Origin of the sequence: Burkholderia territorii (assembly GCF_902833055.1) — a bacterium.
GTDB lineage: Bacteria > Pseudomonadota > Gammaproteobacteria > Burkholderiales > Burkholderiaceae > Burkholderia > Burkholderia territorii.
The window spans coordinates 239,779-266,339 of record NZ_CADFEJ010000005.1 but is presented as its reverse complement, the minus strand read 5'-3'; the positions used below and the strand labels follow the sequence as shown (position 1 = coordinate 266,339).

18 protein-coding genes and 1 pseudogene are annotated in these 26,561 nt (G+C 68.4%); 15 read left to right on the top strand and 4 right to left on the bottom strand.

The genetic code is table 11. The features are described 5' to 3' along the window. Positions 1-15: 15 nt before the first annotated feature. The 4 genes from uca to HW466_RS13160 all read left to right on the top strand — a co-directional run bounded on the left by uca (position 16) and on the right by HW466_RS13160 (position 7,491). Positions 16-3,606, top strand: coding sequence for an urea carboxylase (gene uca, locus HW466_RS13175; protein ID WP_174905575.1), 3,591 nt, complete (start codon positions 16-18; stop codon positions 3,604-3,606). Continuing rightward, a complete protein-coding gene (atzF, locus tag HW466_RS13170; protein ID WP_174905574.1) occupies positions 3,603-5,498 on the top strand; it encodes an allophanate hydrolase in 1,896 nt (631 codons plus the stop codon). Before uca ends, atzF begins: the two co-directional genes overlap by 4 nt. Before the next feature lie 64 nt (positions 5,499-5,562). Next, entirely contained in the window at positions 5,563-6,537 is a 975-nt protein-coding gene (locus HW466_RS13165; protein WP_059449282.1) for an ABC transporter permease, read from the top strand. Positions 6,538-6,582: 45 nt separating this feature from the next. After that, on the top strand, positions 6,583-7,491 hold the full coding sequence (locus tag HW466_RS13160; RefSeq protein ID WP_060345933.1) for an ABC transporter ATP-binding protein: 909 nt from the start codon (positions 6,583-6,585) through the stop codon (positions 7,489-7,491). Between the two features lie 26 nt (positions 7,492-7,517). Here the strand turns inward: HW466_RS13160 and HW466_RS31895 are convergent. Continuing rightward, positions 7,518-7,673, bottom strand: a pseudogene (locus HW466_RS31895) (GntR family transcriptional regulator); the annotation flags it as partial. 350 nt (positions 7,674-8,023) lie between these two features. On the opposite strand from HW466_RS31895, the gene HW466_RS13150 reads away from it, so the two are divergent. The 8 genes from HW466_RS13150 to HW466_RS13115 all read left to right on the top strand — a co-directional run bounded on the left by HW466_RS13150 (position 8,024) and on the right by HW466_RS13115 (position 16,261). Next, positions 8,024-8,884 (top strand): transporter substrate-binding domain-containing protein, encoded by an 861-nt coding sequence (locus tag HW466_RS13150; RefSeq protein WP_059544830.1) that lies wholly within the window; start codon positions 8,024-8,026, stop codon positions 8,882-8,884. A 108-nt stretch (positions 8,885-8,992) separates the two neighbouring features. Next, positions 8,993-9,715 carry an ABC transporter permease gene (locus tag HW466_RS13145; protein WP_151004993.1) on the top strand — a complete coding sequence of 241 codons (723 nt, stop codon included), beginning with the start codon at positions 8,993-8,995 and terminating at the stop codon, positions 9,713-9,715. Positions 9,716-9,727: 12 nt separating this feature from the next. After that, the gene (locus HW466_RS13140) at positions 9,728-10,474 is read left to right on the top strand and encodes an ABC transporter permease (protein ID WP_151004991.1); all 747 of its coding nucleotides are present in this window, start codon (positions 9,728-9,730) and stop codon (positions 10,472-10,474) included. 35 nt (positions 10,475-10,509) lie between these two features. Further along, the gene (locus tag HW466_RS13135) at positions 10,510-11,301 is read left to right on the top strand and encodes an ABC transporter ATP-binding protein (RefSeq protein ID WP_059449277.1); all 792 of its coding nucleotides are present in this window, start codon (positions 10,510-10,512) and stop codon (positions 11,299-11,301) included. A 7-nt stretch (positions 11,302-11,308) separates the two neighbouring features. Further along, positions 11,309-12,802 carry an HAL/PAL/TAL family ammonia-lyase gene (locus HW466_RS13130; RefSeq protein WP_151004989.1) on the top strand — a complete coding sequence of 498 codons (1,494 nt, stop codon included), beginning with the start codon at positions 11,309-11,311 and terminating at the stop codon, positions 12,800-12,802. 49 nt (positions 12,803-12,851) lie between these two features. Beyond that, positions 12,852-13,607 (top strand): histidine utilization repressor, encoded by a 756-nt coding sequence (gene hutC / locus HW466_RS13125; RefSeq protein WP_059449275.1) that lies wholly within the window; start codon positions 12,852-12,854, stop codon positions 13,605-13,607. A gap of 441 nt (positions 13,608-14,048) precedes the next feature. Then, positions 14,049-14,768 carry a response regulator transcription factor gene (locus HW466_RS13120; protein ID WP_059449274.1) on the top strand — a complete coding sequence of 240 codons (720 nt, stop codon included), beginning with the start codon at positions 14,049-14,051 and terminating at the stop codon, positions 14,766-14,768. Beyond that, entirely contained in the window at positions 14,768-16,261 is a 1,494-nt protein-coding gene (locus HW466_RS13115) for a sensor histidine kinase (protein ID WP_151004987.1), read from the top strand. Before HW466_RS13120 ends, HW466_RS13115 begins: the two co-directional genes overlap by 1 nt. Before the next feature lie 36 nt (positions 16,262-16,297). Here the strand turns inward: HW466_RS13115 and HW466_RS13110 are convergent, their stop codons facing one another. Further along, on the bottom strand, positions 16,298-17,398 hold the full coding sequence (locus HW466_RS13110; RefSeq protein ID WP_060345929.1) for an AraC family transcriptional regulator: 1,101 nt from the start codon (positions 17,396-17,398) through the stop codon (positions 16,298-16,300). Positions 17,399-17,718: 320 nt separating this feature from the next. Here HW466_RS13110 and HW466_RS13105 point away from each other — a divergent pair, with 320 nt between their 5' ends. Then, on the top strand, positions 17,719-19,353 hold the full coding sequence (locus HW466_RS13105; protein ID WP_059952832.1) for an AMP-binding protein: 1,635 nt from the start codon (positions 17,719-17,721) through the stop codon (positions 19,351-19,353). Then, entirely contained in the window at positions 19,353-20,522 is a 1,170-nt protein-coding gene (locus HW466_RS13100) for an AraC family transcriptional regulator (protein WP_151006572.1), read from the top strand. The genes HW466_RS13105 and HW466_RS13100 overlap by 1 nt, the downstream gene beginning before the upstream one ends. A gap of 359 nt (positions 20,523-20,881) precedes the next feature. Here the strand turns inward: HW466_RS13100 and pntB are convergent, their stop codons facing one another. Both pntB and HW466_RS13090 read right to left on the bottom strand, forming a co-directional pair. Beyond that, a complete protein-coding gene (pntB, locus tag HW466_RS13095) occupies positions 20,882-22,297 on the bottom strand; it encodes a Re/Si-specific NAD(P)(+) transhydrogenase subunit beta (RefSeq protein ID WP_059449268.1) in 1,416 nt (471 codons plus the stop codon). Positions 22,298-22,310: 13 nt separating this feature from the next. After that, positions 22,311-23,912 carry a Re/Si-specific NAD(P)(+) transhydrogenase subunit alpha gene (locus tag HW466_RS13090; protein WP_151003452.1) on the bottom strand — a complete coding sequence of 534 codons (1,602 nt, stop codon included), beginning with the start codon at positions 23,910-23,912 and terminating at the stop codon, positions 22,311-22,313. Between the two features lie 846 nt (positions 23,913-24,758). On the opposite strand from HW466_RS13090, the gene HW466_RS13085 reads away from it, so the two are divergent. Further along, positions 24,759-26,549 (top strand): acyl-CoA dehydrogenase, encoded by a 1,791-nt coding sequence (locus HW466_RS13085; protein WP_151003450.1) that lies wholly within the window; start codon positions 24,759-24,761, stop codon positions 26,547-26,549. Positions 26,550-26,561 lie beyond the last annotated feature (12 nt).

The window sequence follows — 26,561 nt, the reverse complement described above, 5'->3', positions numbered from 1 at the left end:
TTCGCGGGAGGCAACATGAGATTCGCCAAGGTCCTCGTCGCGAACCGCGGCGAAATCGCGTGCCGCGTGATCCGCACGCTCAAGCGTCTCGGCATCGCGTCGGTCGCGATTTATTCGGATGCCGATCGCGATGCGCGTCACGTGGCGCTCGCCGACGAAGCGGTGCGTGTCGGGCCCGCGCCGGCGGCCGACAGCTACCTGAACGTCGCGGCGATCCTCGCCGCCGCGCGCGAGACCGGCGCGCAGGCCGTCCATCCCGGCTACGGCTTCCTGTCCGAGCATGCCGGTTTCGCCGATGCATGCGAAGCGGCCGGCCTGCGCTTCATCGGGCCGCGCGGCGATCACATGCGTGCGTTCGGCCTCAAGCACACCGCGCGCGCGCTCGCCGCCGCGCAGGGCGTCGCGCTGCTGCCGGGCACGGGCCTGCTCGACGACGTGGCGACCGCACTCGCCGAAGCCGACGCAATCGGTTATCCCGTGATGCTGAAAAGCACCGCCGGCGGCGGCGGGATCGGCATGTCGTTATGCCGCGATGCCGCGCAGCTCGAGGCGGCGTTCGAATCGGTCGTGCGGCTCGGCAGCGCGAACTTCGCGCATGCGGGCGTCTATCTGGAGAAGTTCGTCGAACACGCGCGGCACATCGAAGTGCAGATCTTCGGCGACGGCCGGGGCGGCGCGATCGCGCTCGGCGAACGCGATTGCTCCGTGCAGCGCCGCAACCAGAAGGTGATCGAGGAAACGCCCGCGCCGGATTTGACCGACGCCGAGCGCGACGCGCTGCATGCGAGCGCGGTGCGGCTTGCCCAAGCGGTCGACTATGCGTCGGCCGGCACCGTCGAATTCGTGTTCGACGCGAACGCGCGGCAGTTCTATTTCCTCGAGGTGAACACGCGGTTGCAGGTCGAGCATTGCGTGACCGAAGCGGTGACGGGCGTCGATCTCGTGGAATGGATGATCCTGCAGGCCGAAGGCGACTTGCCGCCGCTCGACACGCTCGCCGTCGCACCGCGCGGCGCGAGCATCCAGGTGCGGCTCTATGCGGAGGATCCGCACAAGCAGTTCCAGCCGAGCGCGGGGCTGCTCACGCACGTCGCGTTTCCGGACGACGTGCGCGTCGACGGCTGGATCGAGGCGGGCACCGAGATCAGTGCGCATTACGATCCGCTGCTCGCGAAGCTGATCGTGCGCGGCGATACGCGGCGCGACGCGCTGGCCGCATTGCGGGCCGCGCTGGCGCGCACCGAGCTGTACGGGATCGAGACCAACCTCGACTACCTGCGCGCCGTCGTTGGTTCGGACACGTTCGCGCGCGGCGCGCAGACGACGGCCTTTCTGTCGCGCTTCGTGTTCGCGCCGCATACGATCGACGTGCTCGACGGCGGCGTGCAGACCACCGTGCAGCAGGCTCCCGGGCGCGTCGGCTACTGGAGCGTCGGCGTGCCGCCGTCCGGGCCGATGGACGATCGCGCGTTCGACCTTGCGAACGCGTTGCTCGACAACGCGCGCGACGCGGCGGGGCTGGAATTCACGATGGTCGGCGCGACGCTGCGCTTCAACACGGCGACGCTGTTCGTGCTCGGCGGCGCGCCGCTCGCGGCCACGCTCGACGGCGAGCCCGCACCGTTCTGGCAGGTGCTGCGCGCGCGGCCCGGCGCGGTGCTGAAGCTCGGCGGCGTGACGGGCGCGGGCGTGCGCGCATGCCTGGCCGTGAAGGGCGGGCTGCAGGTGCCCGACTATCTCGGCAGCAAGGCGACCTTCACGCTCGGCCAGTTCGGCGGCCACGCGGGGCGCGCGCTGCGCAAGGGTGACGTGCTGCATCTGCACGCGGACGCGGGGCGCGGCGACGCGGGCGCGAAGCTGGCCGAAGCCGACGTTCCCCTGCTGACACATGCATGGACGCTCGGCGTGCTCGACGGCCCGCACGGCGCGCCCGATTTCTTCACGCCCGACGACATCGCGATGCTCTACGGCACGCAGTGGACGGTCCATTACAACTCCAGCCGCACCGGCGTGCGGCTGATCGGCCCGAAGCCGCAATGGGCGCGCGTGGACGGCGGCGAGGCAGGCCTGCATCCGTCGAACATCCACGACAACGCGTATGCGATCGGTGCGGTCGATTTCACCGGCGACATGCCGGTGATCCTCGGCCCCGACGGTCCAAGCCTCGGTGGCTTCGTGTGCCCGGTGACGGTCGTGCGCGACGAGTTGTGGAAGCTCGGGCAGTTGCGCCCCGGCGATACCGTGCGGTTCGTGCGCGCCCGCGTGTCGCCCGTGCCGGCGGCCCCGGCGATCGCGCCGGCGGCATCCGCGGACGCGCCGGACGATTGCGTGCTGCATCGCGATCCGTCGGCCGGCGGCGGCATCGGCGTGGTGTACCGGCGCTCGGGCGATCGCAACGTGCTGATCGAATACGGGCCGCTCGTGCTCGACCTCAACCTGCGCTTTCGCGTGCACGCGCTGATGTGCTGGCTCGACGCGCACCGGCTGCCCGGCATGCTCGACCTGACGCCGGGAATTCGCTCGCTGCAGGTGCAGTTCGACGCGCGGACGCTGTCGCTCGCCACGCTGCTCGCGCATCTGCAGGCCGCCGAGCGCGAACTGCCGGACGTGGCCGACATGCGCGTGCCGAACCGCATCGTGCATCTGCCGCTGTCGTGGGACGACCCGTCGACGCGCGTCGCGATCGAGCGCTACATGCAGTCGGTGCGGCCCGATGCGCCGTGGTGCCCGAGCAATATCGAGTTCATCCGGCGCATCAACGGCCTGTCGAGCATCGACGACGTCAGGCGCATCGTGTTCGACGCGCGCTATCTGGTGATGGGACTCGGCGACGTCTACCTCGGTGCGCCGGTCGCGACGCCGATCGATCCGCGGCACCGGCTGGTGACTACGAAGTACAACCCCGCGCGCACCTGGACGCCGGAGAACGCGGTCGGCATCGGCGGCGCATATCTGTGCGTGTACGGAATGGAAGGGCCCGGCGGCTACCAGTTCGTCGGCCGGACCGTGCAGATGTGGAACCGCCACCGCACCACGCGCGAATTCGAGGCCGGCAAGCCGTGGCTGCTGCGCTTCTTCGACGAGATCCGCTTCTACGAAGTCAGCGAGGCGGAGCTGAGCGCGCTGCGCGCGGATTTCGTCGCGGGCCGTGCGGCGCTGAGGATCGAGGAATCCGTGTTCGATCTGGGCGCATACAACCGCTTTCTGCGCGACGAGGCGGATTCGATCGCGACGTTCAAGGCCGCGCAGCAAACCGCGTTCGAAGCCGAGCGCGAGCGATGGCGGGTGGCCGGGCACGCGGAATACGTCGGCGAGGCGGAGCCGGGCGACGCGCAGGCGGCACGCGCAGCGGGCGTGCTCGACGACACGCAGCGGGCGATTGCCGCGGACGTGTCGGGCAGCGTGTGGAAGGTGCTGGTCCGGGCCGGCGAGCGCGTGTCCGCAGGGCAGGTCGTCGCGATCGTCGAATCGATGAAGATGGAGGTGGCGGTGACGGCAACGGAAGACGGCACGATCGAGACGATCGATTGCGCGCCGGGCGCGGCGGTGGTGGCCGGGCAGCGGCTGATGGTAATGAAGGCGGGCGCCGCCGAGGAGGTCGCATGAGCACGACGGAGCGTTCCATCCTGCCCGGGCTGCGCTCGATTGCCGCGCTGCGCGCGCGCTATGTGGCGGGCGACCTGACGCCGCACGCGCTCGTCGGCGCGATCGCCGCGCATTTCGACGCCGGCGACCCGCATCATGCGTGGATCCGGCCGCTGACGCGCGCGGAGATGACACGGTATGCCGACGCGCTCGCCGGGCGTGACGTCGCGTCGTTGCCGCTTTACGGCGTGCCGTTCGCGATCAAGGACAACATCGACCTCGCCGGCATACCGACGACGGCGGCCTGCCCGGCGTATGCGTACACGCCGGCGCGCAGCGCGCCGGTGGTCGAGCGGCTCATCGCGGCCGGTGCGATTCCGGTCGGCAAGACCAATCTCGACCAGTTCGCGACCGGGCTGTCGGGACAGCGCTCGCCATACGGCGCGTGCCGCAACGCGCTCGATCCGCGCTATGCGTCGGGCGGGTCGAGTTCCGGGTCGGCGGTGGCGGTCGCACTCGGTGTCGCGACGTTCTCGCTCGGCACCGACACGGCCGGTTCAGGCCGCGTGCCGGCCGCGTTCCACGGCCTCGTCGGGCTCAAGCCCACCCGCGGTGTCGTGAGTACGCTCGGCGTCGTGCCGGCCTGTCGGTCGCTCGATTGCGTGTCGGTGTTCGCGCACTCGCCGGCGGATGCGCGGGCGGTGTTCGATGTCGCGCACGGCGTGACCGAAGGCGATCCGTACGGGCGCGCATGGCAGCCGCCCGCGGGCGCGGGCGCGCTGCGCGCGCCTCGGGTGCGACCGCTCGCGGAGGTTCGCTTCGGCGCGCCGCGTGCCGATCAGCTCGAATTCTTCGGTGACGAATCGTATCGCGCGGCATGGAGTGCGGCGCTCGAACGCCTGCGCGCGACCGGCGCGCAGGTCGTCGAGATCGATTTCAGCCCGTTCCTGGCCACCGCGCGGCTGCTGTACGACGGCCCGTGGGTCGCCGAGCGGCTCGCCGCGATCGGCGCATTCGCCGCGCGCGAGCCCGATGCGCTGCATCCGGTGATTCGGGAAATCGTCGGCGGCGCGTCGCGCTTCAGCGCCGCCGACGCGTTCGTCGCATTCGACCGGCTCGCGACGCTGCGCGTCGAGGCGGCGCGCGCATGGAGCGGGCTCGACGCGATCGTGATGCCGACCTCGGCGACGACCGCGACCGTCGACGCGCTCGAAGCCGATCCGATCGGCGTCAACTCGCGCTTCGGCTACTACACGAATTTCGTCAACCTGCTCGACCTGTCGGCGATCGCCGTGCCGGCCGGCAGGTGCGAAAGCGGGCGGCATGCGGGCCTGCCGTTCGGGATCACGTTCGTCGGCCGCGCGCACGACGATGCACGGCTGCTCGATCTCGCACAGGCGTGGGTCGACGGTGGCGACGGTGCCGACGCTACGGGCGCTGCGGGCGTTGGCGATGCCGGGACGCCAGCGCCGGCCGCATCGGCGTGCGGCGAATCATACGCTGTCGTGCGCGTGGCCGTCGTCGGCGCGCATCTGCGTGGCGAGCCGTTGAACGGGCAGCTCACGCAGCGCGGTGCGCGGTTCGTCGCCGCGACGACGACCGCCGCGGCCTATCGGCTTTACGCGCTGTCCGCGGCGGCCAGCGGCGGCGTCGCCAAGCCGGGCCTCGTGCGCGTGCCGGACGGCGGCGCGCCGATCGCGGTCGAGATATGGGAGATGCCCGTCGACGCATACGGCAGCTTCGTCGCCGGGATCGCGGCACCGCTCGGCATCGGCACGCTTTTGCTCGCGGACGGCTCGCGGGTGCAGGGCTTCATGTGTGAAAGCGCGGCGCTCGACGATGCGCGGGACATCACGCGCTTCGGCGGCTGGCGGGCTTACCGCGCGCAGGCCGCCAGCGGCGCATTGCAATGAACGCCCGGTCGCGCGTTGCTTCGGCACCCGCGTGACCGGCACCCGAAACGATACGGAGATTCCCATGTCAACGACCCGCAACACGACCGGCTGGCTCGCCGTGCGCCGCGAGCTGACCGCGCGCGGCAAATGGACGCTCGGCCTCGCGTCCTTCCTGCTGCCGTTCGCCGTCTGGTGCCTGATCAGCTATGTGCCCTTCGTCTGGCATCCGCAAATGCGCATCACGAATCCGGGAAGCGTCGACTATTTCCAGACCGGCATGCAGATCGACCGCGACGTGTTCGACGACGAGCTCGCGCATGCGCGCGCGACGCACGCGGCCGTACCCGAGGGCGTGCGGGCGAACCCGGTGTACCTCCCCGCGCCGCATCAGGTGCTGCGCGCGTTCTACACGGCGTTCACGACGCCGCCTGCATCGCGCGACGGCGTGTGGCTGCACGAGAGCCTGTGGCACAGCATCCGGATCATCTTCTGGGGCTTCGTGATCTCGTCGGCGATCGGCGTGCCGCTCGGCATCGTCTGCGGCACCTTCAGTGCGCTCGCGCGGCTGCAGGAGCCGTTCCTCGAGTTCTTCCGCTACCTGCCGGCACCGGCGTTCGGCGCGCTGATGGTCGCGATCCTCGGCATCTACGATGCACCGAAGGTCGCGATCATCGTGATCGGCACGCTGTTCCAGCAGGTGCTGATCATCGCGAACACGACGCGCAAGCTCGAGTACGGGCTGTTCGAGGCCGCGATGACGCTCGGCACGAAGAAACTGCAACTGCTCACGCACGTCGTGATTCCGGGCGTGCTGCCGGACCTGTATCGCGACCAGCGGATCCTGCTCGGCTGGGCATGGACCTACCTGATCGTCGCCGAACTCGTCGGCACGAGCTCGGGCATCACCTGGTACATCAGCCAGCAGGCGCGCTACCAGCATTTCGACAACGTATACGCGGCGATCCTGATGATCGGGATCATCGGCCTCGGCACCGACATCGTGCTCGGATTGCTCGGCCGCAAGCTGTTTCCGTGGGATCGCACGCTGAAGGCGTGACGCCCGTTGACGCGCATCCATCGACCGATTTCCGTAGAGGGCATCATGCAGAATCCGCACGCCGTTCCCGATTACCTGATTCAATCCGACGCGGTGCGCGAGCGCTTCGCGCGGCTCAAGGCCCGCGACGTGATACTCGACGTGCGTCATGTCGGCAAGCGATTCGCGACGCCGCAGGGCGAGTGCGTCGCGCTCGACGACATCAGTTTCCGCACGCACCGGCGCGAGTTCGTATGCGTGATCGGCCCGTCCGGCTGCGGCAAGTCGACGCTGATTCGCATCCTGGCCGGCCTCGACGCGCAGACGAGCGGCGAGGTGCTGCTGGACGGCAAGCCGGTGCAGGGGCCGGGCGCCGATCGCGGGATGGTGTTCCAGGGCTATACGCTGTTTCCGTGGCTCACCGTGAAGAAGAACGTGATGTTCGGACTCCGGATGAACGGCAGCAGCGGCAGCCAGGCCGAGCGCGAGGCGCTGCAATGGCTCGATCTGGTCGGGCTGACGCGGTTCGCCGATGTGTATCCGCATCAGTTGTCGGGCGGGATGAAGCAGCGCGTGGCGATTGCCCGCGCGCTCGCGAACCGTCCACGCATCCTGCTGATGGACGAGCCGTTCGGCGCGCTCGACGCGCAGACGCGTGCGCGGATGCAGACACACCTGCTCGATATCTGGCGCAATATCGACGTGACGATCCTGTTCATCACGCACGATCTCGACGAGGCGATCTTTCTCGCGGACCGGATTCTCGTGCTGAAGGCGAACCCGGGCGGCGTGCAGGAACTGATCGAGGTGCCGGTCCCGCGGCCGCGGGACTATTCGCAGGCCAATACGCCGGAATTCATCGCGACGAAGGCGCGGCTCGAGGCGCTGATCCATCCGAAGGAGGTGGCAGCGGACGACGAAGGCGTGAAGCCGCACATGATCCGGATGACCGACGTTTCGGACAATGTCGAATAGCGGGGGCGTCGGTTGCGACGCCGGCCGATCTCCAGCGCAATGAGCGCCTGTCGAACCGACGGGCGTAAAACGCCCGTTTGCCGAGCCGGATCCCGCTCGGGCGGCACGCGCCCGCCGTCGGCGATCCGTCCCTCTTCAATGCGCGAACCAAGCTTCGCCCGCCAATCGCCCGAAAAGCGCATTGCACGGCAACGGCCGGAATGAATGCACGCCCTGACCGGTGAAGCGTGATCACTTGGCCGCTGTTTGCCTGTGAGCGCCACATTCGCCGCGCTTATGCCGTACGATCGAATCTAGGATTTGTCTAGTCATCCTTGCGATCCGACTACCCGACGTGCACCAACTGCGTGCCTGAATTCCCCGCAACGACGCACACGAGAGCCCTGTAGTTAGGGGATTTCCCGCGTTTTCGCGGTTTTTTTTGATCATCGCTTGTCTCGCCGTTTTTCTTCTTGCATGCTTGTATAGACAAATTCCTGAGGCGGCTTGCTGCACCGAAGGGATGACGCACTTCAACGCAAGGAGAACTCTCGTGAACGGAAAGCGCATCAAGTGGGCAATCAGGACGATCGGCGTCATCGCGGCGGCAGCGGCTACGCTTGCCGCGCCGGTGCAGGCAAAGGAATGGAAGACGGTGACGGTGGCGCTCGAAGGCGGCTACGCACCGTGGAACCTCACGCTGCCGGGCGGCAAGCTGGGCGGCTTCGAACCCGAGCTGCTCGCCAACGTGTGCGAGCGGATCAAGGTGCAGTGCAACATGGTCGCGCAGGACTGGGACGGGATGATTCCCGGCCTGCAGGCCGGCAAGTTCGATGTCCTGATGGATGCGATTTCCATCACGCCCGAGCGCGAAAAGATCCTGCTGTTCTCGCGTCCGTATGCGGCGACGCCCGCGACGTTCGCCGTCACCGATACCAAGATCCTGCCGAAGGCCGCGCCCGGCGCGCCGATGGTCAAGCTCACGGGTGACGCGAACGCGGACAAGCCCACCGTCGACGCGCTGCGCAAGCAGCTCAAGGGCAAGACGATCGGTATCCAGTCGGGCACCGTCTATACGAAATTCATCAACGACAGCTTCAAGGACATCGCGTCGATTCGCGTGTACAAGACCTCGCCCGAGCGCGATCTCGACCTCGTCGCCGGGCGCATCGATGCGTCGTTCGACGACGTCACGTACTACGCGGCGAACAACGCGAAGAAGGAAAACGCGTCGATCGTGCTCGCGGGGCCGAAGCTCGGCGGGCCGATCTGGGGGCCGGGCGAAGGCCTTGCGTTCCGCAAGCAGGACGCCGATCTGAAGACGAAGTTCGACACGGCGATCGGCGCGGCACTCGCGGACGGCACGGTGAAGAAGCTTGCCGACAAGTGGTTCAAGACCGACGTGACGCCGTAAGCGCGCAGTCCGCCGCCGCCGCCGTGTCGACGATTCAGCGATTCAGCGATTCGAGCGACCCGCGGCGGCCGGCACCCAGATTCACTCAACGCTTGCCGGGAGGCACGCATGGCGATTCTTGAAATGCTCGGCTTAGGGGCCGAAGGCTGGGGCGGTGTACTGCTGCTCGCCGCGCTGATGACCGTCGCGCTGACGCTTGCCGCGCTCGCGGTCGGCGCCGTGATCGGCGCGGCGATCGCGGCGGCGAAGCTGTCGCGTCACCGCAGCGCCCGCCTGCTCGGCGACCTCTACACGACGGTGTTTCGCGGCGTGCCCGAACTGCTCGTCATCTATCTGTTCTACTTCGGCGGCTCGACGCTCGTGACGACCGTCGGCCAGTGGTTCGGCGCGGAAGGCTTCATCGGCGTGCCGCCGTTCGTGATCGGCGCGCTCGCGGTCGGCATGATCTCGAGCGCCTATCAGGCCGAGGTGTATCGCGCGGCCGTGCTCGCCGTGTCGAAGGGCGAGCTGGAGGCGGCCCGCTCGATCGGCATGCCGCGCGCCATGGTGCTGCGCCGCATCCTGATTCCGCAGGTGCTGCGCTTCGCGCTGCCCGGTATCGGCAACGTGTGGCAACTGAGCCTGAAGGATTCGGCGCTGATCTCGGTCACCGGTCTCGCCGAGCTGCTGCGCACGAGCCAGATCGCCGCCAATTCGACCCACCAGTACTTCGTGTTCTTCGTCGCCGGCGGCGTGTTGTATCTGCTGATGACGGGCGTGTCGAACCGTGTGTTCAATCGGGCCGAAGCGATCGTCGGCCGGTCGTTCCGCCGCAATTTTGCGCGCAACTGACGGAGAACGTGCATGTCCATCGATTTCGCCTTTCTCTTCGATACGCTGCGCCAGCTGCTCGCCGCCGTGCCGACCACGCTCGGCCTGTTCTTCGCGTCGCTCGTGCTCGGCGGCCTGCTGTCGCTCGTGATCGTCACGATGCGCCTGTCGCCGCGCTGGCTGCCGAACCGCTTCGCGCGCGCCTACATCCTCGTGTTTCGCGGCTCGCCGCTGCTGATCCAGATGTTCCTCGTGTATTACGGGCTCGGCCAGTTCGGCGTGATCCGCGAGAGCTTCATGTGGCCGCTGCTGCGCGAGCCATATGTGTGCGCGGTGCTGTCGCTCGCGCTGTGCACGGCAGGCTACACGGCCGAAATCCTGCGCGGCGGCTTGATGGCCGTGCCGGTCGGGCAGATCGAGGCCGGTTATTCGATCGGGCTGTCGGGCTTCGCGCTGCTGCGGCGCGTGATCGGTCCGATCGCGCTGCGCCAGTGCCTGCCCGCTTACTCGACCGAGGCCGTGCTGCTCGTCAAGTCGACCGCGCTGGCGAGCCTCGTCACGGTGTGGGAAGTGACGGGCGTCGCGCAGCAGATCATCCAGCAAACCTATCGGACGACCGAAGTCTTCGTCTGCGCCGCGCTCATCTATCTGGCGCTGAACTTCATCGTCGTGCGCCTGCTCGGCGCGCTCGAATGGCGGCTCTCCGGGCACCTGCGTGCGCCCAAGCCGTCCGGTGCGCCCGTCGCGGCGACGCGCAATCCCCGGCGCGTCGCATCCTGAATCCCGAGCGCCTCCATCCTTTCCAGGAGAATCCGATGAACACCGCTGCACCCGTCGCGCTGTCGGTCAAGAACATCCACAAGTCGTTCGGCGCGCATCACGTGCTGAAGGGCATTTCGCTCGATGCGCACGAGGGCGACGTCATCTCGATCCTCGGCGCGAGCGGGTCAGGCAAGAGCACGTTCCTGCGCTGCCTGAACCTGCTCGAGACGCCCGACGACGGCTCCGTCGCGCTTGCCGGGGAAACGCTCGCGATGAAGCGCGCGCGCGACGGCAAGCTGCATCCGAGCGACCGGCGCCAGGTCGACCGGATTCGCTCGCAGCTCGGCATGGTCTTTCAGAACTTCAACCTGTGGTCGCACATGACGGTGCTCGACAACCTCGTCGAGGGGCCGCTGCGCGTGCAGAAGCGCAGCCGCGCGGAAGCGGTCGAGGAGGCCGAGGCGCTGCTGGCGCGCGTCGGCCTCGCCGACAAGCGCGGCTACTATCCGGCGCACCTGTCGGGCGGCCAGCAGCAGCGCGTCGCGATCGCCCGCGCGCTGGCGATGCATCCGAAGGTGATGCTGTTCGACGAACCGACGTCCGCGCTCGACCCGGAGCTGGTCGGCGAGGTGCTGCGCGTGATGCGTTCGCTCGCGGAAGAAGGGCGCACCATGCTGGTCGTCACGCATGAAATGGGCTTCGCGCGGCACGTGTCGAATCGCGTGATGTTCCTGCATCAGGGCGAAGTCGACTCCGACGGCACGCCCGACGACCTGTTCGGCGGCCAGTGCTCCGAGCGTTTCCGGCAATTCGTGTCGAGCCACCATGACCGTACCGCGAACTGAGGCTGCCATGACCGTATTCCGTGCGGCACGGCCGCTCGACTGGCGACAGGTTGCAGCAGTGGCGGCAGGCGAGCCGCTGGCACTGGCCGACGATGCACGCGCGCGTGTCGTCGCGGCACGCGAACTCGTCGACGAGATCGTCGCGCGCGGGATTCGCGCATACGGCGTCAATACCGGCGTGGGCGCGTTGTGCGACGTGATCGTGTCGCCGGCGCAGCAGAGCACGCTGTCGCGCAACATCCTGATGAGCCATGCGGTCGGTGTCGGCGCGCCGCTCGGCGCGGCCGAAACGCGCGCGATCATCGCGGCCGCGATCAACAACTACGCGCACGGGCATTCGGGCGTGCGCGCCGACGTCGTCGATCAACTCGTCGCGCTGCTCGAGCACGATTGCCTGCCGGAGGTGCCGGCGCACGGCTCGGTTGGCTACCTGACCCACATGGCGCACGTCGCGCTCGTCTGCATCGGGCACGGCCATGCACGCCACCGCGGCGAACGCATCGGCGGCGCCGAGGCGCTGCGTCGCATCTGCCGCGAACCGCTCGTGCTCGGCGCGAAAGAAGGGCTGAGCCTGGTGAACGGCACGCCGTGCGTGACGGGCCTCGCCGCGCTCGCGCTGGCGCGCGCGCAACGGCTGCTCGACTGGGCCGACTGGATCGCGGCGACGAGCTTCGAGAATCTCGGCGGACAACTCGCGGCGTTCGACCCGGCGTCGCTCGCGTTGCGGATTTCGCCCGGTATCGCGCACGTCGGCGCGCGCTTGCGGACGATGCTTGCCGACAGCCCGATGCTTGCGGCGGCGAACGGCCGGCATACGCAGGATCCGCTCAGCCTGCGCACGATTCCGCACGTGCATGGCGCGGCCCGCGACGTGTTCGCGGCGACCGCGGAAGTCGTCGATCGCGAGCTCGCGTCCGTGACCGACAATCCGATCGTCGCCGGTACGCGCGACGCGCCGGCCGTTCATTCGCAGGCGCATGCGGTCGGCGCGGGCATCGCGCTGGCGATGGACAGCCTCGCGGCCGCGATGGCGCAAGTGGCGGCCATCGCCGAGCGGCGGCTGGACCGTCTGGTCAATCCGCTCGTGAGCGGGCTGCCGGCGTTTCTCGCGGCACCGGGCGGCACGTGTTCGGGATTCATGATCGCGCAGTACACGGCGGTCGCGCTGGTCGCGCAGAACCAGCGGCTCGCGGCACCGGCGAGCCTCGACGGCGGCATTACGTCCGGGCTGCAGGAGGATCATCTGTGTCACGCGACGCCCGCCGCGCTGAAGGCGCTCGACATCATCGAGAATGCGACGCGCGTGCTCGCGATCGAGCTGCTTGCCGCCGCGCAGGCGTACGATCTGCAGGCGAACGGCGCGGCGCCCGCGCCGTCGACCGAGGCGCTGTGGCGCCATGTGCGCGAACGCGTGCCGGCCTACCACGACGACCGGCCGCTTGCGGACGACATCGCGATCGCGACCGGCATCGTCGCCGGCGAACCGCCGTCGTTGCGGTAGCGTCGGGCGGCACTGGCGGATCATCCAACAATCATTCGGTCGAGGGTGCATGAACGAAACGGAACGACACTCTTCCGCACGACCGGCGAGGGCATCGGGCGATGCCGTGCCGGCGCGCGCACTGCCGGCCTATCAACAGATCAAGCGCTACGTCGTCGAGCGGATCGCGAAGGGCGACTGGAAGCCGGGCGGCGCGATCCCGACCGAGGCCGAGCTGGTCAAGGAATTCGGCGTGGCCCGGATGACGGTGTCGCGCGCGCTGCGGGAACTGACGGCCGAGCGCGTGCTGACCCGCATCCAGGGCGCCGGCACCTTCGTCGAGCGCCGCCATTACGAATCGACGGTGCTCGAGATCCGCAACATCGCGGACGAGATCGCCGAACGCGGGCATCGGCACAGCGCGCGCGTGCTGCTGATCGAGCGCAGCGTCGACCCGGACGCGATCGACGCGCTCGGGCTGCGTTCCGGGCCCGTGTTTCATTCGCGCATCGTGCATTTCGAGGAAGACGAGCCGATCCAGTTCGAGGATCGCTACGTCAATCCGGCGTTGTTTCCGGCCTATCTGGAGCAGGATTTCACGATCGAGACACCGAACCATTACATGGTGCGGCTGGCCCCGATCCAGCGCGCGGAATTCCGGATCTACGCGGAGAAACCCAATGCGCAGGTGCGCCGGCATCTCGTGATGGAAATCGGCGAACCGTGTCTCGTGCTGAAGCGCCGCACGTGGGTCGGCGAGCACGTCGCCACGTCGGTCCGGCTGTGGCATCCGGCGTCGCGGTTTCATCTGGCGGGGAAGATGTAGGCGGCCGGGCTGGCGACCTTCATGATCCGGCGATTGCGCGCGGGCCGCTCGTGCGCCCGCATAGCTGTCACACGGAACGCGTCTGCGGGCGCGGCGAGAGGCGGACGCGCAGGATCCTGAAGCCGCGCCCGGATTCGCGAATTCCAGCACGGCGGTCGCACGACGCCGCCCCGCAGACGCGCGGCGCGTGCGCGCTCGGGCGCATTGCGAATGGCCGGGGCCGGATCGGCATGGGTTGCCGGGATCGCCGGGCCGACGGCCTGGATCCAAACTTAAACGATTTGTGATCCCTCTGCGCCGCAAAATTTTGCACAATGGCGACAGCGCGGCGTTGCTGCCGCGAATCGCCCCGGCAGGCCGGCCTTCCGGTCGAGACGGGGCAACCGGAACGACTCCTCGAAACCAGCCGAGACCGCCACCGACGTGCCGCCGCCGACCGCCATGGACCACCCCAAACGCATCCTGATCGTCGAGGACGATGCCGACATCGCCGACGTGCTGAGCCTGCACCTGCGCGACGAGCGCTACGAAGTGGTCCACAGCGCGGACGGCACGCAAGGGCTGCGCCTGCTCGAACAGGGCAACTGGGATGCGCTGATCCTCGACCTGATGCTGCCCGGCGTCGACGGCCTGGAAATCTGCCGGCGCGCGCGCGCGATGGCGCGCTACACGCCGATCATCATCACGAGCGCGCGCTCGAGCGAGGTGCACCGGATCCTCGGCCTCGAGCTCGGTGCCGACGACTACCTCGCGAAGCCGTTCTCGGTGCTCGAGCTCGTCGCGCGGGTCAAGGCGCTGTTGCGGCGCGTCGATGCACTCGCGCGCGATTCGCGGATCGATGCGGGCACGCTCGACGTGGCCGGGCTGTCGATCGACCCGATCGCGCGGGAAGCGGCCGTCGATGGCGCGCGCATCGACCTCACGCCGCGCGAGTTCGACCTGCTGTATTTCTTCGCGCGGCATCCGGGCAAGGTGTTCTCGCGGATGGACCTGCTCAACGCCGTGTGGGGCTACCAGCACGAAGGTTACGAACACACCGTGAACACCCACATCAACCGGCTGCGCGCAAAGATCGAGGCCGATCCGGCCGAACCGGTGCGCATCCTCACCGTGTGGGGACGCGGCTACAAGCTCGCCGCGCCGGATCAGCGGGACACGTGATGAAGCTGACCCTCACCCAGCGGCTGTCGCTCGCGTTCTCGATCCTGCTGCTCGCATGCTCGGGCGCGTCGGCGTGGCTGCAGATCCGCGCGAACGACATGCGCGAGAAGGAAGTCGTGCAGGGCCTGTCGCGCGATCTCGCCGCGCATATCGCGAGCAGCGCGCCGCTGATGGACGCGAACGGGCTGCGCCCGGATGCCGTGCGCACGTTGTTCGGCCAGCTGATGGGCGTGAACCCGAGCGTCGAGGTCTACCTGCTCGACAACGCCGGGCGTATCCGCGGAGACGATGCGCCGCCGGGCCACGTGAAGCGCGACCGCGTCGATCTCGCGCCGGTGCAGCGCTTCATCGCGGGCGAGCCGCTGCCGATCCTCGGCGACGATCCCCGCAGCCCCGACGCACGCAAGGTGTTCAGCGCCGCGCCGCTGCAGCGTGCGGGACAGCCGCCGTCCGGCTACATCTACGTGGTGCTGCTCGGGGAAGCGCACGACCGGCTGGCCGCGCGCGTCGACGCGGGCAACGTGCTGCGCACGACGCTGTGGTCGATGGCGCTGGTCGCGCTGCTCGGCCTGCTCGCCGGCCTGACCGCGTTCAGTTTCATCACGCGCCCGCTGCGCCGGCTCACCGACGCGATGCGCCGCTTCGACGCAAACGCCGAGCCCGACACGCAGCCGCCGGTGCCGCGTTCGCCGCCGGGGCGGCGCGGCGACGACATCGCGGTGCTCGAGTCCGCGTTCGCGCAGATGGCCGACCGGATCGGCGACCAGTGGCGCGCGCTGACGCGCCAGGACCAGCAGCGGCGCGAGCTGATCACGAACATCTCGCACGACCTGCGCACGCCGCTGACGTCGCTGCACGGCTATCTGGAGACGCTGTCGCTGAAGTCCGACGCGCTCGCAGAGTCCGAGCGCCGCCGCTACCTGTCGATCGCGCTTGCGCAGAGCACGAAGGTTGGCCGGCTTGCGCAGGCGCTGTTCGAACTCGCGCGGCTCGAATCGGGCGGCGTGCAGGCCGAGCGCGAGCCGTTCTCGCTCGTCGATCTCGTGCAGGACGTATTCGAGAAGTTCGAACTCGCGGCGCAGTCGCGCGGCGTCACGCTGCATGCGCGGATCCCGCCGCGCGTGCCGGTCGTGTCGGCCGATCTCGGGATGATCGAGCGCGTGCTCACCAATCTGCTCGACAACGCGTTGCGGCACACGCCGCAGCATGGCGAGGTCGAAGTGACGCTGACACCACGGGACGATCGCGTGGTGGTGACCGTGTCGGATACCGGCGAAGGCATTCCCCCCGCACGGCGCGAAGGGCTGTTCCAGCGGCCGCAGCGGCCGACGAGCGGCGGTGCGGCGACGCGCGGCGGGCTCGGGCTCCTGATCGTGCACCGGATGCTGGCGCTCAATGGCAGCGCGATCCGGCTCGTCGATCGCGACGGGCGCGGTGCGGTGTTCGAGTTCGCGCTGGCGGTCGCGCAGCCGGCGGCCGGCGACGCGCACTGAAACCGGCAACGCGGCCCGCTCGGCGACGCGCGGCGCTTATCCGCCGCGCTTGCGCCGCACGTCGCTCGGCGTCGTGCCGGTCCAGCGCTTGAACGCGTGACGGAATCCCACTGCGTCGCTGAAGCCGAGCGTGAGTGCGATGTCCTCGGTGCTGAGCGTGGTGGTGGACAGGTAGTCGATCGCGAGCGCCTTGCGCACGCTCGTCAGCAACTCGCTGTACGACGTGCCTTCTGCATCGAGCTTGCGGCGCAGCGTGCGCGACGTCATGCACAGGGTGTCGGCGATCGCGTCGATGTCCGGAAACTGTCCGGGCGTGCGCGTGAGCTCCTGATAGACGCGCCGCGTGACACCCGCCTGGCTGCGCAATTCGTCGAGCAGCCGCGCGCAGTGCGACGATACCTGCGCGGCCGTGATCGGGTTCGCGAGCTGCGGCGCGCGGGTGAGCCATGCGGCCGGGTAGCTCAACACATGGTGCGGTTGATCGAACGCGATCGGGCATTCGAGCGCATCGGACAATAGCGCCGCATGCGGCGGTCGCGGTTGCGCGAACTGCGCGCGGGCCGGCACGCACCACGCGCCCATCACGTCCTTGATGATCGTCACGTGCAGCGCGAACTGCATGTCGATCAGGAAGCGGTAGAGCGGCAGGTCCGGTTCCGGCAGCGCGGTTTCGTGCGGATCGGGAAACAGCCACGACGCGGTGTCGCCCTGTTCGACCCAGCGGATCGCGAGCATTCCGTTCGCGAGCTGGTGATACTTGACGGCCGAATCGAACGCATGCGCGAGCGATTCCGAACACAGCATCGCGTAGCCGTACATGCCGTAGCTCGACGCATGCAGCCGGCGGCCGACGCGCACGCCGAGATCGGTGCCGTCGTAGCGGCCGATCGCGTTGCGCGCGGCGTGCAGGAATTGCAGTTGCGACGTGAGGGTGAACGGGTCGGTGACGGCGTCCGGCGACAGGCCGGTGCCGTCGAGCACGTCGGCCGGGTCGAGGCCGAGTTCCCCGGCCACACCGACGAGCACGGCCAGCTTGGCCGGCGAGAAGCGCTTCTCGCGCAGCGCGTGGGCGAGCGGGGCGTCCGGCAGCGGGGCCGCGCCGAGGGCCGTCGGGGTCAAGAGCGCACTGCGCGGCATGGCTGGTTCTGCGTCCGATTCGATACCGTTCCGGGTTCGCGATTCTGCGCCGGAACGCGCGGGCGCACCATAGGGTTCACCCCGATGCGAGCAGGCCTGCATGGCCCGGCAACGGCCAATCGACGCGCGGGCGTTCCGCGTGGATGGCGGCGCGCCGCGCGCCGGCGTGTCCGTTTCGATCATCTTTTCGACCGCCGGGATCATTTTCAAAGCATCGTTGGCAGGCGATAGTCGCCGATCAGGCGACGGCCCAGACGCATCCGGTGCACGGGCCGCCGTGCGAACGGCGCTGCCCGGCGCCGTCCCCCGAGGAGCAGGACATGACGAAGAGACACTGGATCGGGTCGTACGGCTCGATCCCCGCCGAGATCGATGCCGATCGCCATCCTTCCGTAACCGCGCTGCTGGACGAAGCGATGCGCCGCTTCGCCGATCGCCCCGCGTTCCGCGCGTTCGGCCGCACGCTGACCTACGCTGACGTCGACCGCCGGTCGGCCGCGCTCGCCGCGTATCTGCAGCGGGTCGTGGGCGTGCGCAAGGGCGACCGCGTGGCCGTGATGCTGCCCAACGTGCTCGCGTTTCCGGTCGTGTTCGTCGCTGTTGCGCGGATCGGCGCGATCCAGGTCAACGTGAATCCGTTGTACACCGCGCACGAGCTCGAGCATCAGCTCAACGACGCCGGTGCCGAAGTCGCCGTGGTGTGCGGCGGATCGATGGGCACGTTCGCCGACGTGGTCGGCAAGACGCGCATGCGCACCGTGCTGAGTGTCGGGCGCGGCGATCTCGGCGTGGTCGATGCGCCGGCCGGCGCGTGCGACGCGCTGCCGCCGGGCTCGATTCCGCTCGCGGACGCGATCGCCGCCGGCGAATCGCTCGCGTTCGAGCCGGTCGCGCTCGGCGGCGCCGACCTGCTGCTGCTGCAGTACACCGGCGGCACGACCGGGCTGTCGAAGGGGGCCGCGCTGTCGCACCGCAACCTCGTCGCGAACATCGAGCAGTTCGCGGCGATCGTGCCGGCCGCGCGTCAGCCGGGCGAGGAGGTCGTCGTCACAGCGATCCCGCTGTATCACATCTTTGCGCTGACGGTGAACTTCCTGTCCTATTTCGCGATCGGCGCGGAGAACTGGCTCGTCGCGAACCCGCGCGACATGGACGGCTTCATCGACGTGCTGAAGGCCGCGCGGCCATCCGTGTTCGTCGGCGTCAATACGCTGTATGCGGGGCTCGCGAGCCATCCGAGGCTGAAGGAAGTGGACTGGTCGCGGCTGAAGCTGTCGGCGGGCGGCGGCGCGGCGGTGATCGACGTGATCTCCGCGCGCTGGCAGGCGGTGACGGGCAACTTCATCCGCGAAGGGTACGGGCTGTCGGAGACGTCGCCGGTGGTCACGTTCAACCCGCAGTCGGTCGATGCGTTCACCGGCACGACGGGCGTGCCGCTGCCGTCGACCGACGTGAAGCTGCTGGACGACCAGGATCGCGAGGTCGAGATCGGCGAAGCGGGCGAGATCTGCGTGAAGGGCCCGCAGGTGATGGGCGGCTACTGGCGCAAACCGGACGCGAATGCCGCCGCATTCACCGCGGACTGCTACTTCCGCACCGGCGACATCGGCGTGTTCGACGCGGCCGGCTTCCTGAAGATCGTCGATCGCAAGAAGGACATGATCATCGTGTCGGGCTTCAACGTGTATCCGAACGAGGTGGAAGCCGCTGCCACGTCGCTGCCGGGCGTGGCCGAATGCGCGTGCATCGGCGTGCCGGACGAGCGCACCGGCGAGGCGGTCAAGCTGTTCGTGGTGCTCGCGCCGGACGCGGTCGTGACGGAAGCGGAGATCGTCGCGCATTGCCGCGCGAATCTCGCGGCCTACAAGGTGCCGAAGCTGATCCGCCTGGTCGACCGGCTGCCGAAGTCGACGGTCGGCAAGATCCTGCGCCGGGAACTCAGCCGCGCGGACTGATGGCGCCGAAGCGCCGCGCGCCCGACGGCGCGCGAGCCGGTGCGCCGAAAGCTCCGAAGGCCCCGAAGGCCCGGCCCGGGCCGCTCAAGTACAATGCGAGCGGTTCGACCGACGGGGACGCGATGACCGGTTCAGACTCACCTTCCGCCCAGCCCGGGCGTGCGCTGCCGTCGCCGAGCGCGACGGTGCCGATCTCGCTCGTCAATGGCTTCCTCGCGAGTGCGGGCGCGCAGCGCGACGTGGTCGAGCGCTACCTGCGCGGGGCCGGCATTTCGCTCGAGCTGCTCGGCGAGCCGCATGCGCGCGTGACGGAAGAGCAGTTCTCGACGCTGTACCGCACGCTCGCGATCGACCTCGACGACGAGATGCCCGGCATCTTCTCGCGCCCGCTGCGCGGCGGCACGCTGAAATACCTGTGCCTGAGCCTGCTCGATGCGCGCAACCTCGAAACGGCGCTGCATCGTTTCGGCCAGTTCTTCCATATCCTGCTCGACGACTTCTTCGTCGAATCGAAGCGCGACGGCTTGGTCGCGCAGGTGCTGCTGCGGCCGAACCCGGCTATCGGCCCGATCGGCGCGCTCGGCCAGGAGTTGATGCTCAAGCTTGTGCACGGCGTGTGTTCGTGGCTGATCGGGCAGAAGATCCCGCTGTTGCAGATCGAGTTCGCGTGCCCGCGTCCGCGCCATGCGGTCGAGCATCTGTACTTCTTTACCGGCTCCGTGCAGTTCGACTGCGAACGCACGTTGATGCGCTTCAGCGCCGACTACCTCGACGCCCCGATCCGGCAGAGCAAGCGCAACCTGCGCAAGTTCCTCGCGCGCGCGCCCGGCGACTGGATCTTCGAATCGTTCAGCGAACAGCTCGTATGCCATCGCGTGCGGCAATTCCTGTCGGAGGCGCTGCCCAACCTGCCGGTGATCGACCAGGCGGCCGAGCATCTGCATTGTTCGGTGCGCACGCTGAGCCGTCATCTCGCGTCGGAAGGCACGACGTTCCAGGCGCTCAAGGACGAACTGCGGCGCGACATCGCGATCCAGCGGCTCACCGACACGCTCGACACGATCGCGGCGATCGGTGCCGATATCGGCTTCGACGATCCGAGCGCGTTCCATCGCGCGTTCCGCCACTGGACGGGCAGCACGCCGGGCACTTACCGGCGGCGCACGTAGCGCGTCGCGCGGTGCATTCGAACCCGCTCCCATAACCGGCATCCTTCGTGCGATCCCATGGATGGCTCCCTGTCGTCGCGCAGCGCATTGCGTGGACAGCGCGCGGCCCTGCGCCGCGTATCGGGCGCGCGCGGCAGCAACGCACAGAGGCATTCGCCGAGGTCGAACGGCACGACCGGCTAGCCCGGTGCAATCAGGAAGCGGTCACCGCTTCAGTTGCCCGGTTTCGATCAGTTGCTGAAAGAAGTCGTTCATCGACTCGGCGAGCGGCCGGTAGCGTATCCCGAGTTCCGTCGGGAGAGGCAGGCGCCGCGCGGCGCCGGAGCGGAGCGCTGCCCGCTCCGCGCGCGCGGCCGTACTCAGGCTTTCAGAGCGCCGAAGATTTCATTCAGCATCGACTTCGCGTCGCCGAACAACATGCGATTGTTGTCCTTGTAGAACAGCGGATTGTCGACGCCCGCATAGCCCGAGGCCATGCTGCGCTTCATCACGATCGACGTCTTCGCCTTCCACACTTCGAGCACCGGCATGCCGGCGATCGGGCTCGACGGGTCATCCTGCGCGGCCGGGTTCACGATGTCGTTCGCGCCGATCACCATCGACACGTCGGCCTCGGGGAAGTCGCCGTTGATCTCGTCCATTTCGAGCACGATGTCGTACGGCACCTTCGCTTCGGCCAGCAGCACGTTCATGTGCCCCGGCATGCGGCCCGCAACCGGGTGGATCGCGAAACGCACGTCGACGCCCTTCTCGCGCAGCAGCTTCGTCAGCTCGAACACCGTGTGCTGCGCCTGTGCGACCGCCATCCCGTAGCCAGGCACGATGATCACGCGCTTCGCCTCGCGCAGCAGCTCCGCCGTCTCCGCCGCGCTGACCGCGACCGCCTCGCCGGCCGGCTGTGCCGCGCCGCCGCCGGCTGCCGCCGGTGCGCCCGCGCCGCTGCCGAAACCGCCGGCGATCACGCTGATGAAGTTGCGGTTCATCGCGCGACACATGATGTACGACAGAATCGCACCGGACGAGCCCACCAGCGCGCCGATCACGATCAGCAGGTCGTTGCCGAGCATGAAGCCGGTGGCCGCCGCCGCCCACCCCGAGTAGCTGTTGAGCATCGAGACCACGACCGGCATGTCCGCGCCGCCGATCGCCATCACCATGTGCACGCCGAACAGCAGCGAGATCACGGTCATCACGATGAGCGGCAGCATGCCGTCCTGGATGGTTTCCGCATGCAGGAACGCACGGCCGTAGTAGATCACGATCAGCAGCGCGGCCAGGTTCAGCCAGTGCCGCGCCGGCAGCAGCAGCGGCTTGCCGCCGATCTTGCCGGACAGCTTGCCGAACGCGATGATCGAGCCCGCGAAGGTCACCGCACCGATCAGGATCCCGACATAAATCTCGACCTCGTGGATGGCCTTCTCCGCGCCCGTGAACTGCAGCGACGTGTCGATGTAGCTCGCGAAGCCGACGAGGCACGCCGCGAGGCCGACCAGGCTGTGCATCAGCGCGACCAGCTCCGGCATCTGCGTCATCTGCACCTTCTTCGCGGCGTACAGGCCGACGGCACCGCCGACGACGAGCGCCGCGATCACGTACGGAATGCCCGCGGCCGACACGCGCGGACCGGCGACGGTCGCCAGCACGGCGATCAGCATGCCGATCATGCCGAGCAGGTTGCCGCGGCGTGCGGTTTCGGGATTGGCGAGGCCGCCCAGGCTGAGGATGAACAGGATCGCGGCGCCGATATAGGAGACGGTAGTCAGGTTGGAAGTCATCGTTGTCGTCCCCTTATTTGCGGAACATCGCCAGCATGCGGCGCGTGACCGCGAAGCCGCCGAACATGTTGACGGCCGTGAGCGTGAGCGCGCCCACCGCCAGGCCGAGGATCAGCCCGGACGGACGGTCGCCGGCATTGGCCAGCTCGCCCAGCGGCGGCGCGACCTGCACGAGTGCGCCGATCGCGATGATCGACGAGATCGCGTTGGTCACGCTCATCAGCGGCGTGTGCAGCGACGGCGTGACGTTCCAGATCACCATGTAGCCGACGAAGCACGCGAGCACGAACACCGTGAAGTGCGACAGGAAGCTCGACGGCGCGAACTGGCCGACCAGCAGGAAGGCCAGCGCGCCGATCGCGAACACGATCGTGAGCGCCTTGGCCGACATCGGCTCGCCGCCATGGCCGTGGCCCTTGGACTTCGCCGGTGCGGACGCCGCGGGCGCGGCCGCGGCCGGCTTGGGCGCGACGGCCGGCTGCTTGATCGGCGGCGGCGGCCAGGTGACGTTGCCTTCCTTGATCACGGTGAGGCCGCGGATCGCATCGTCGTCGAAGTCGACGTTGATGGTGCCGTCCTTCGCCTTGCACAGCTCCTCGATCACGCGCAGCAGGTTGGTTGCATACAGCGTGGACGACTGCCGCGACAGGCGCGATGCGAGATCGGTATAGCCGACGATCGTCACACCGTGGCGCACGACCGCTTCGCCGGGCACCGTGAGCTCGCAGTTGCCGCCCTGTTCGGCGGCCATGTCGACGATCACGCTGCCGGGCTTCATCGACTGCACCATGTCGGCCGTGATGAGTTTCGGCGCGGGCTTGCCGGGAATCAGCGCGGTGGTGATGATGATGTCGGCGTCCTTGGCCTGCTGCGCGTACATCGCGCGCTGCGCTTGCTGGAAGCCTTCGCTCATCACCTTCGCATAGCCGCCGCCGCCCGAGCCTTCCTCTTCGTAGTCGACCTTGACGAATTCGCCGCCCAGCGACTTGACCTGATCGGCCACCTCGGCGCGCGTGTCGTTCGCGCGCACGATCGCGCCGAGACTCGCGGCCGTGCCGATCGCGGCGAGACCGGCCACGCCGGCGCCGGCAATGAACACCTTGGCCGGCGGGATCTTGCCGGCCGCCGTGACCTGGCCGTTCAGGAAGCGGCCGAACGCATGCGCGGCCTCGATCACCGCGCGATAGCCGCTGATGCCGGCCATCGACGTGAGCGCGTCCATCTTCTGCGCGCGCGACAGCGTGCGCGGCAGCGAATCGATCGCCAGCACCGTGGCGCGCTTCGCGGCCAGCTGCTGCATCAGCTCGGGGTTCTGCGCGGGCCACACGAAGCCGATCAGCGTGCCGCCCTCGCGCATCAGCGCGACTTCGTCGGCGCTCGGCGGGCGCACCTTGAACACGATGTCGCTGCCGGACCAGAGCTCGGCGGCGGTCGCGACCACCGTTGCGCCGGCTGCGCGGTACGCATCATCGTCAAAGTTCGCGCCGGCCCCGGCGCCGCTTTGGACGGCCACCGTAAAACCCAGCTTGATCAGTTTCTCGACCACTTCGGGGACGGTCGCCACGCGCCGTTCCTGAGTGGCTGTCTCCAGAGGAATCCCAATCTGTAATGTCATAGTAGGAAAGATGGGTGATGGATCGGTGATGGCCATCGCGAATCACGTGGGCCGGTGCGTCAAGGTACCAGAATCATGTGCGTGTTTAGTGGCGTGTGCGAGGGTGTGCGTCGCAAATAGAACGATCGTTCGCTGAATGCGGATAGAGTATGCCGCATAACGATGGCGCTATCGAGTGCACAAATATATCGATCGCGTGTTCCGATGTTCTGTTGCGTTTTATCCACGCGCGGCGGATATCGCGTCGGCCGAACGGATGTTGACGACGCGATTGAGCGGCCGCTGCCACGCTGCCACGCTGCGACGCTGCCGCGCGGCGGGACGACACGGGCGTCCCATGACCGGCTTCCCGTGCGGCTTCCGATGGCCCGCTGCCCACTGGCGGTTCCAACCGGCCGGCAGGTCAATGGCGCGCTGCTTGCCGCGCGGTTTCCGCTCCCGCGCTTGCCTGGCATGATGTGACGAAAGTCTACGCAGAAACGCGCGGGCGCGGACGGCGAAAAAGGGCGGCCGATTTGGCGCCGGACGCCATGCCAATCGGTGACGCATTTCTTCGGCATGCCCGGAATCGAACACCGCACAGCCGCCCGGCGCAGCCCGCCGGCACGCCGATTGCGCGTCGCCGGTGGCGAAGCCGGTCGTCGACTACGCCCGTCCCGGGCGCATGTTTTTGTCATCGCCGCGCGCATCGCGTGGCCGGTTTTGTCACCATGTGGGCCGGATATGACAATGGAAAACCGGCGGCGCGGCATTACGATGGCTTACGACGTCGCCCGGCGCTGGCCGTTTTTGCCGCAGCCGCCCGGGCCGCGCGCCTCATTCACCGCCTGATTTGGAACATCGACCATGAGCTATAACGCCCCTGTCAAGGACATGCTGTTCGTGCTGAAGGAACTCGCGGGCATCGACACCGTCGCGCAGTTGCCGGGCTTCGAGGACGCCGGCTACGACACCGCGCAGGCCGTGCTCGACGAATCCGCGAAATTCTGCGGTGAAGTGCTGGCGCCGCTGAACGTCGAGGGCGACCGCAATCCGAGCAGCTGGAAGGACGGCGTCGTGACGGCGACGCCCGGCTTCGGCGCCGCGTTCCGCCAGTTCGTCGAAGGCGGCTGGCAAGGGTTGCAGCACCCGGCCGAATACGACGGTCAAGGATTGCCGAAGCTGATCGCGACGCCGTGCATCGAGATGCTGAACGCGTCGAACCTGTCGTTCGCGCTGTGCCCGCTGCTCACCGACGGCGCGATCGAGGCGCTGCTGACGGCCGGCACCGACGAACAGCAGCAACGTTACGTGCCGAAGCTGATCTCGGGCGAATGGACCGGCACGATGAACCTGACCGAGCCGCAGGCCGGCTCGGACCTGGCACTGGTGCGCTCGCGCGCGGAGCCGCAGGGCGACGGCACGTACAAGGTGTTCGGCACGAAGATCTTCATCACGTGGGGCGAGCACGACATGGCGGACAACATCGTCCACCTGGTGCTCGCGCGCACGCCGAACGCGCCGGAAGGCGTGAAGGGCATCTCGCTGTTCATCGTGCCGAAGTTCCTCGTCAACGACGACGGTTCGCTCGGCGCACGCAACGACGTGCACTGCGTGTCGATCGAGCACAAGCTCGGGATCAAGGCGAGCCCGACCGCGGTGCTGCAATACGGCGACCACGGCGGCGCGATCGGCTATCTGGTCGGCGAGGAGAATCGCGGCCTCGAATACATGTTCATCATGATGAACGCCGCGCGCTTCGGCGTCGGGATGCAGGGCATCGGCGTGGCCGATCGCGCATACCAGAAGGCCGCGGCGTTCGCGAAGGAGCGCGTGCAGAGCCGCCCGGTCGACGGTTCGGCGAAGCAGTCCGTGACGATCATCCATCACCCGGACGTGCGCCGCATGCTCGGCACGATGCGTGCGCTGACCGAAGGCGCGCGGGCGCTGGCCTACGTGGCAGCCGCGCACAGCGACATTGCCCACCGCCATTCGGACGAGGCGACGCGGGCGCGTCATCAGGCAATCTACGAATATCTGGTGCCGGTCGTGAAGGGCTGGAGCACGGAGATGGTGAACGACGTCGCGAGCCTCGGCGTGCAGGTGCACGGCGGGATGGGCTTCATCGAGGAAACCGGCGCCGCGCAGTATTACCGCGATGCGCGGATCCTCGCGATCTACGAAGGCACGACCGCGATCCAGGCGAACGACCTGGTCGGCCGCAAGACGATGCGCGACGGCGGTGCGGTGGCGAAGGCGCTGATCGCGGAGATCGGAGACACCGTCGCGGCGCTCGGCAAGGTGGACGGCGCGGCGGCCGCATCGATGAAGGCGCAGTTGGAAAAGGGTGCGCGCGCGCTGTCGACGGTGGTCGACTACGTGCTCGCGAACGTGAAGCAGGACCCGAACGCGGTGTTCGCCGGCAGCGTGCCGTATCTGAAGCTGGCGGGCGTGGTGCTGTGCGGGTGGCAGATGGCGCGCGCGCTGCTGGCGGCGCATGCGAACCGCGCGAGCGACACGGCGTTCTTCGATGCGAAGATCGCGATCGCGCAATGCTATGCGGAACACGTCCTCGTGCAGGCCGGCGCGCTCGAAGCGTCGATCGTCGGCGCGAAGGGCAACGAGAGCGTGCTCGCGTTGACGGAAGACCAGTTCTGACCATCGCGGTCG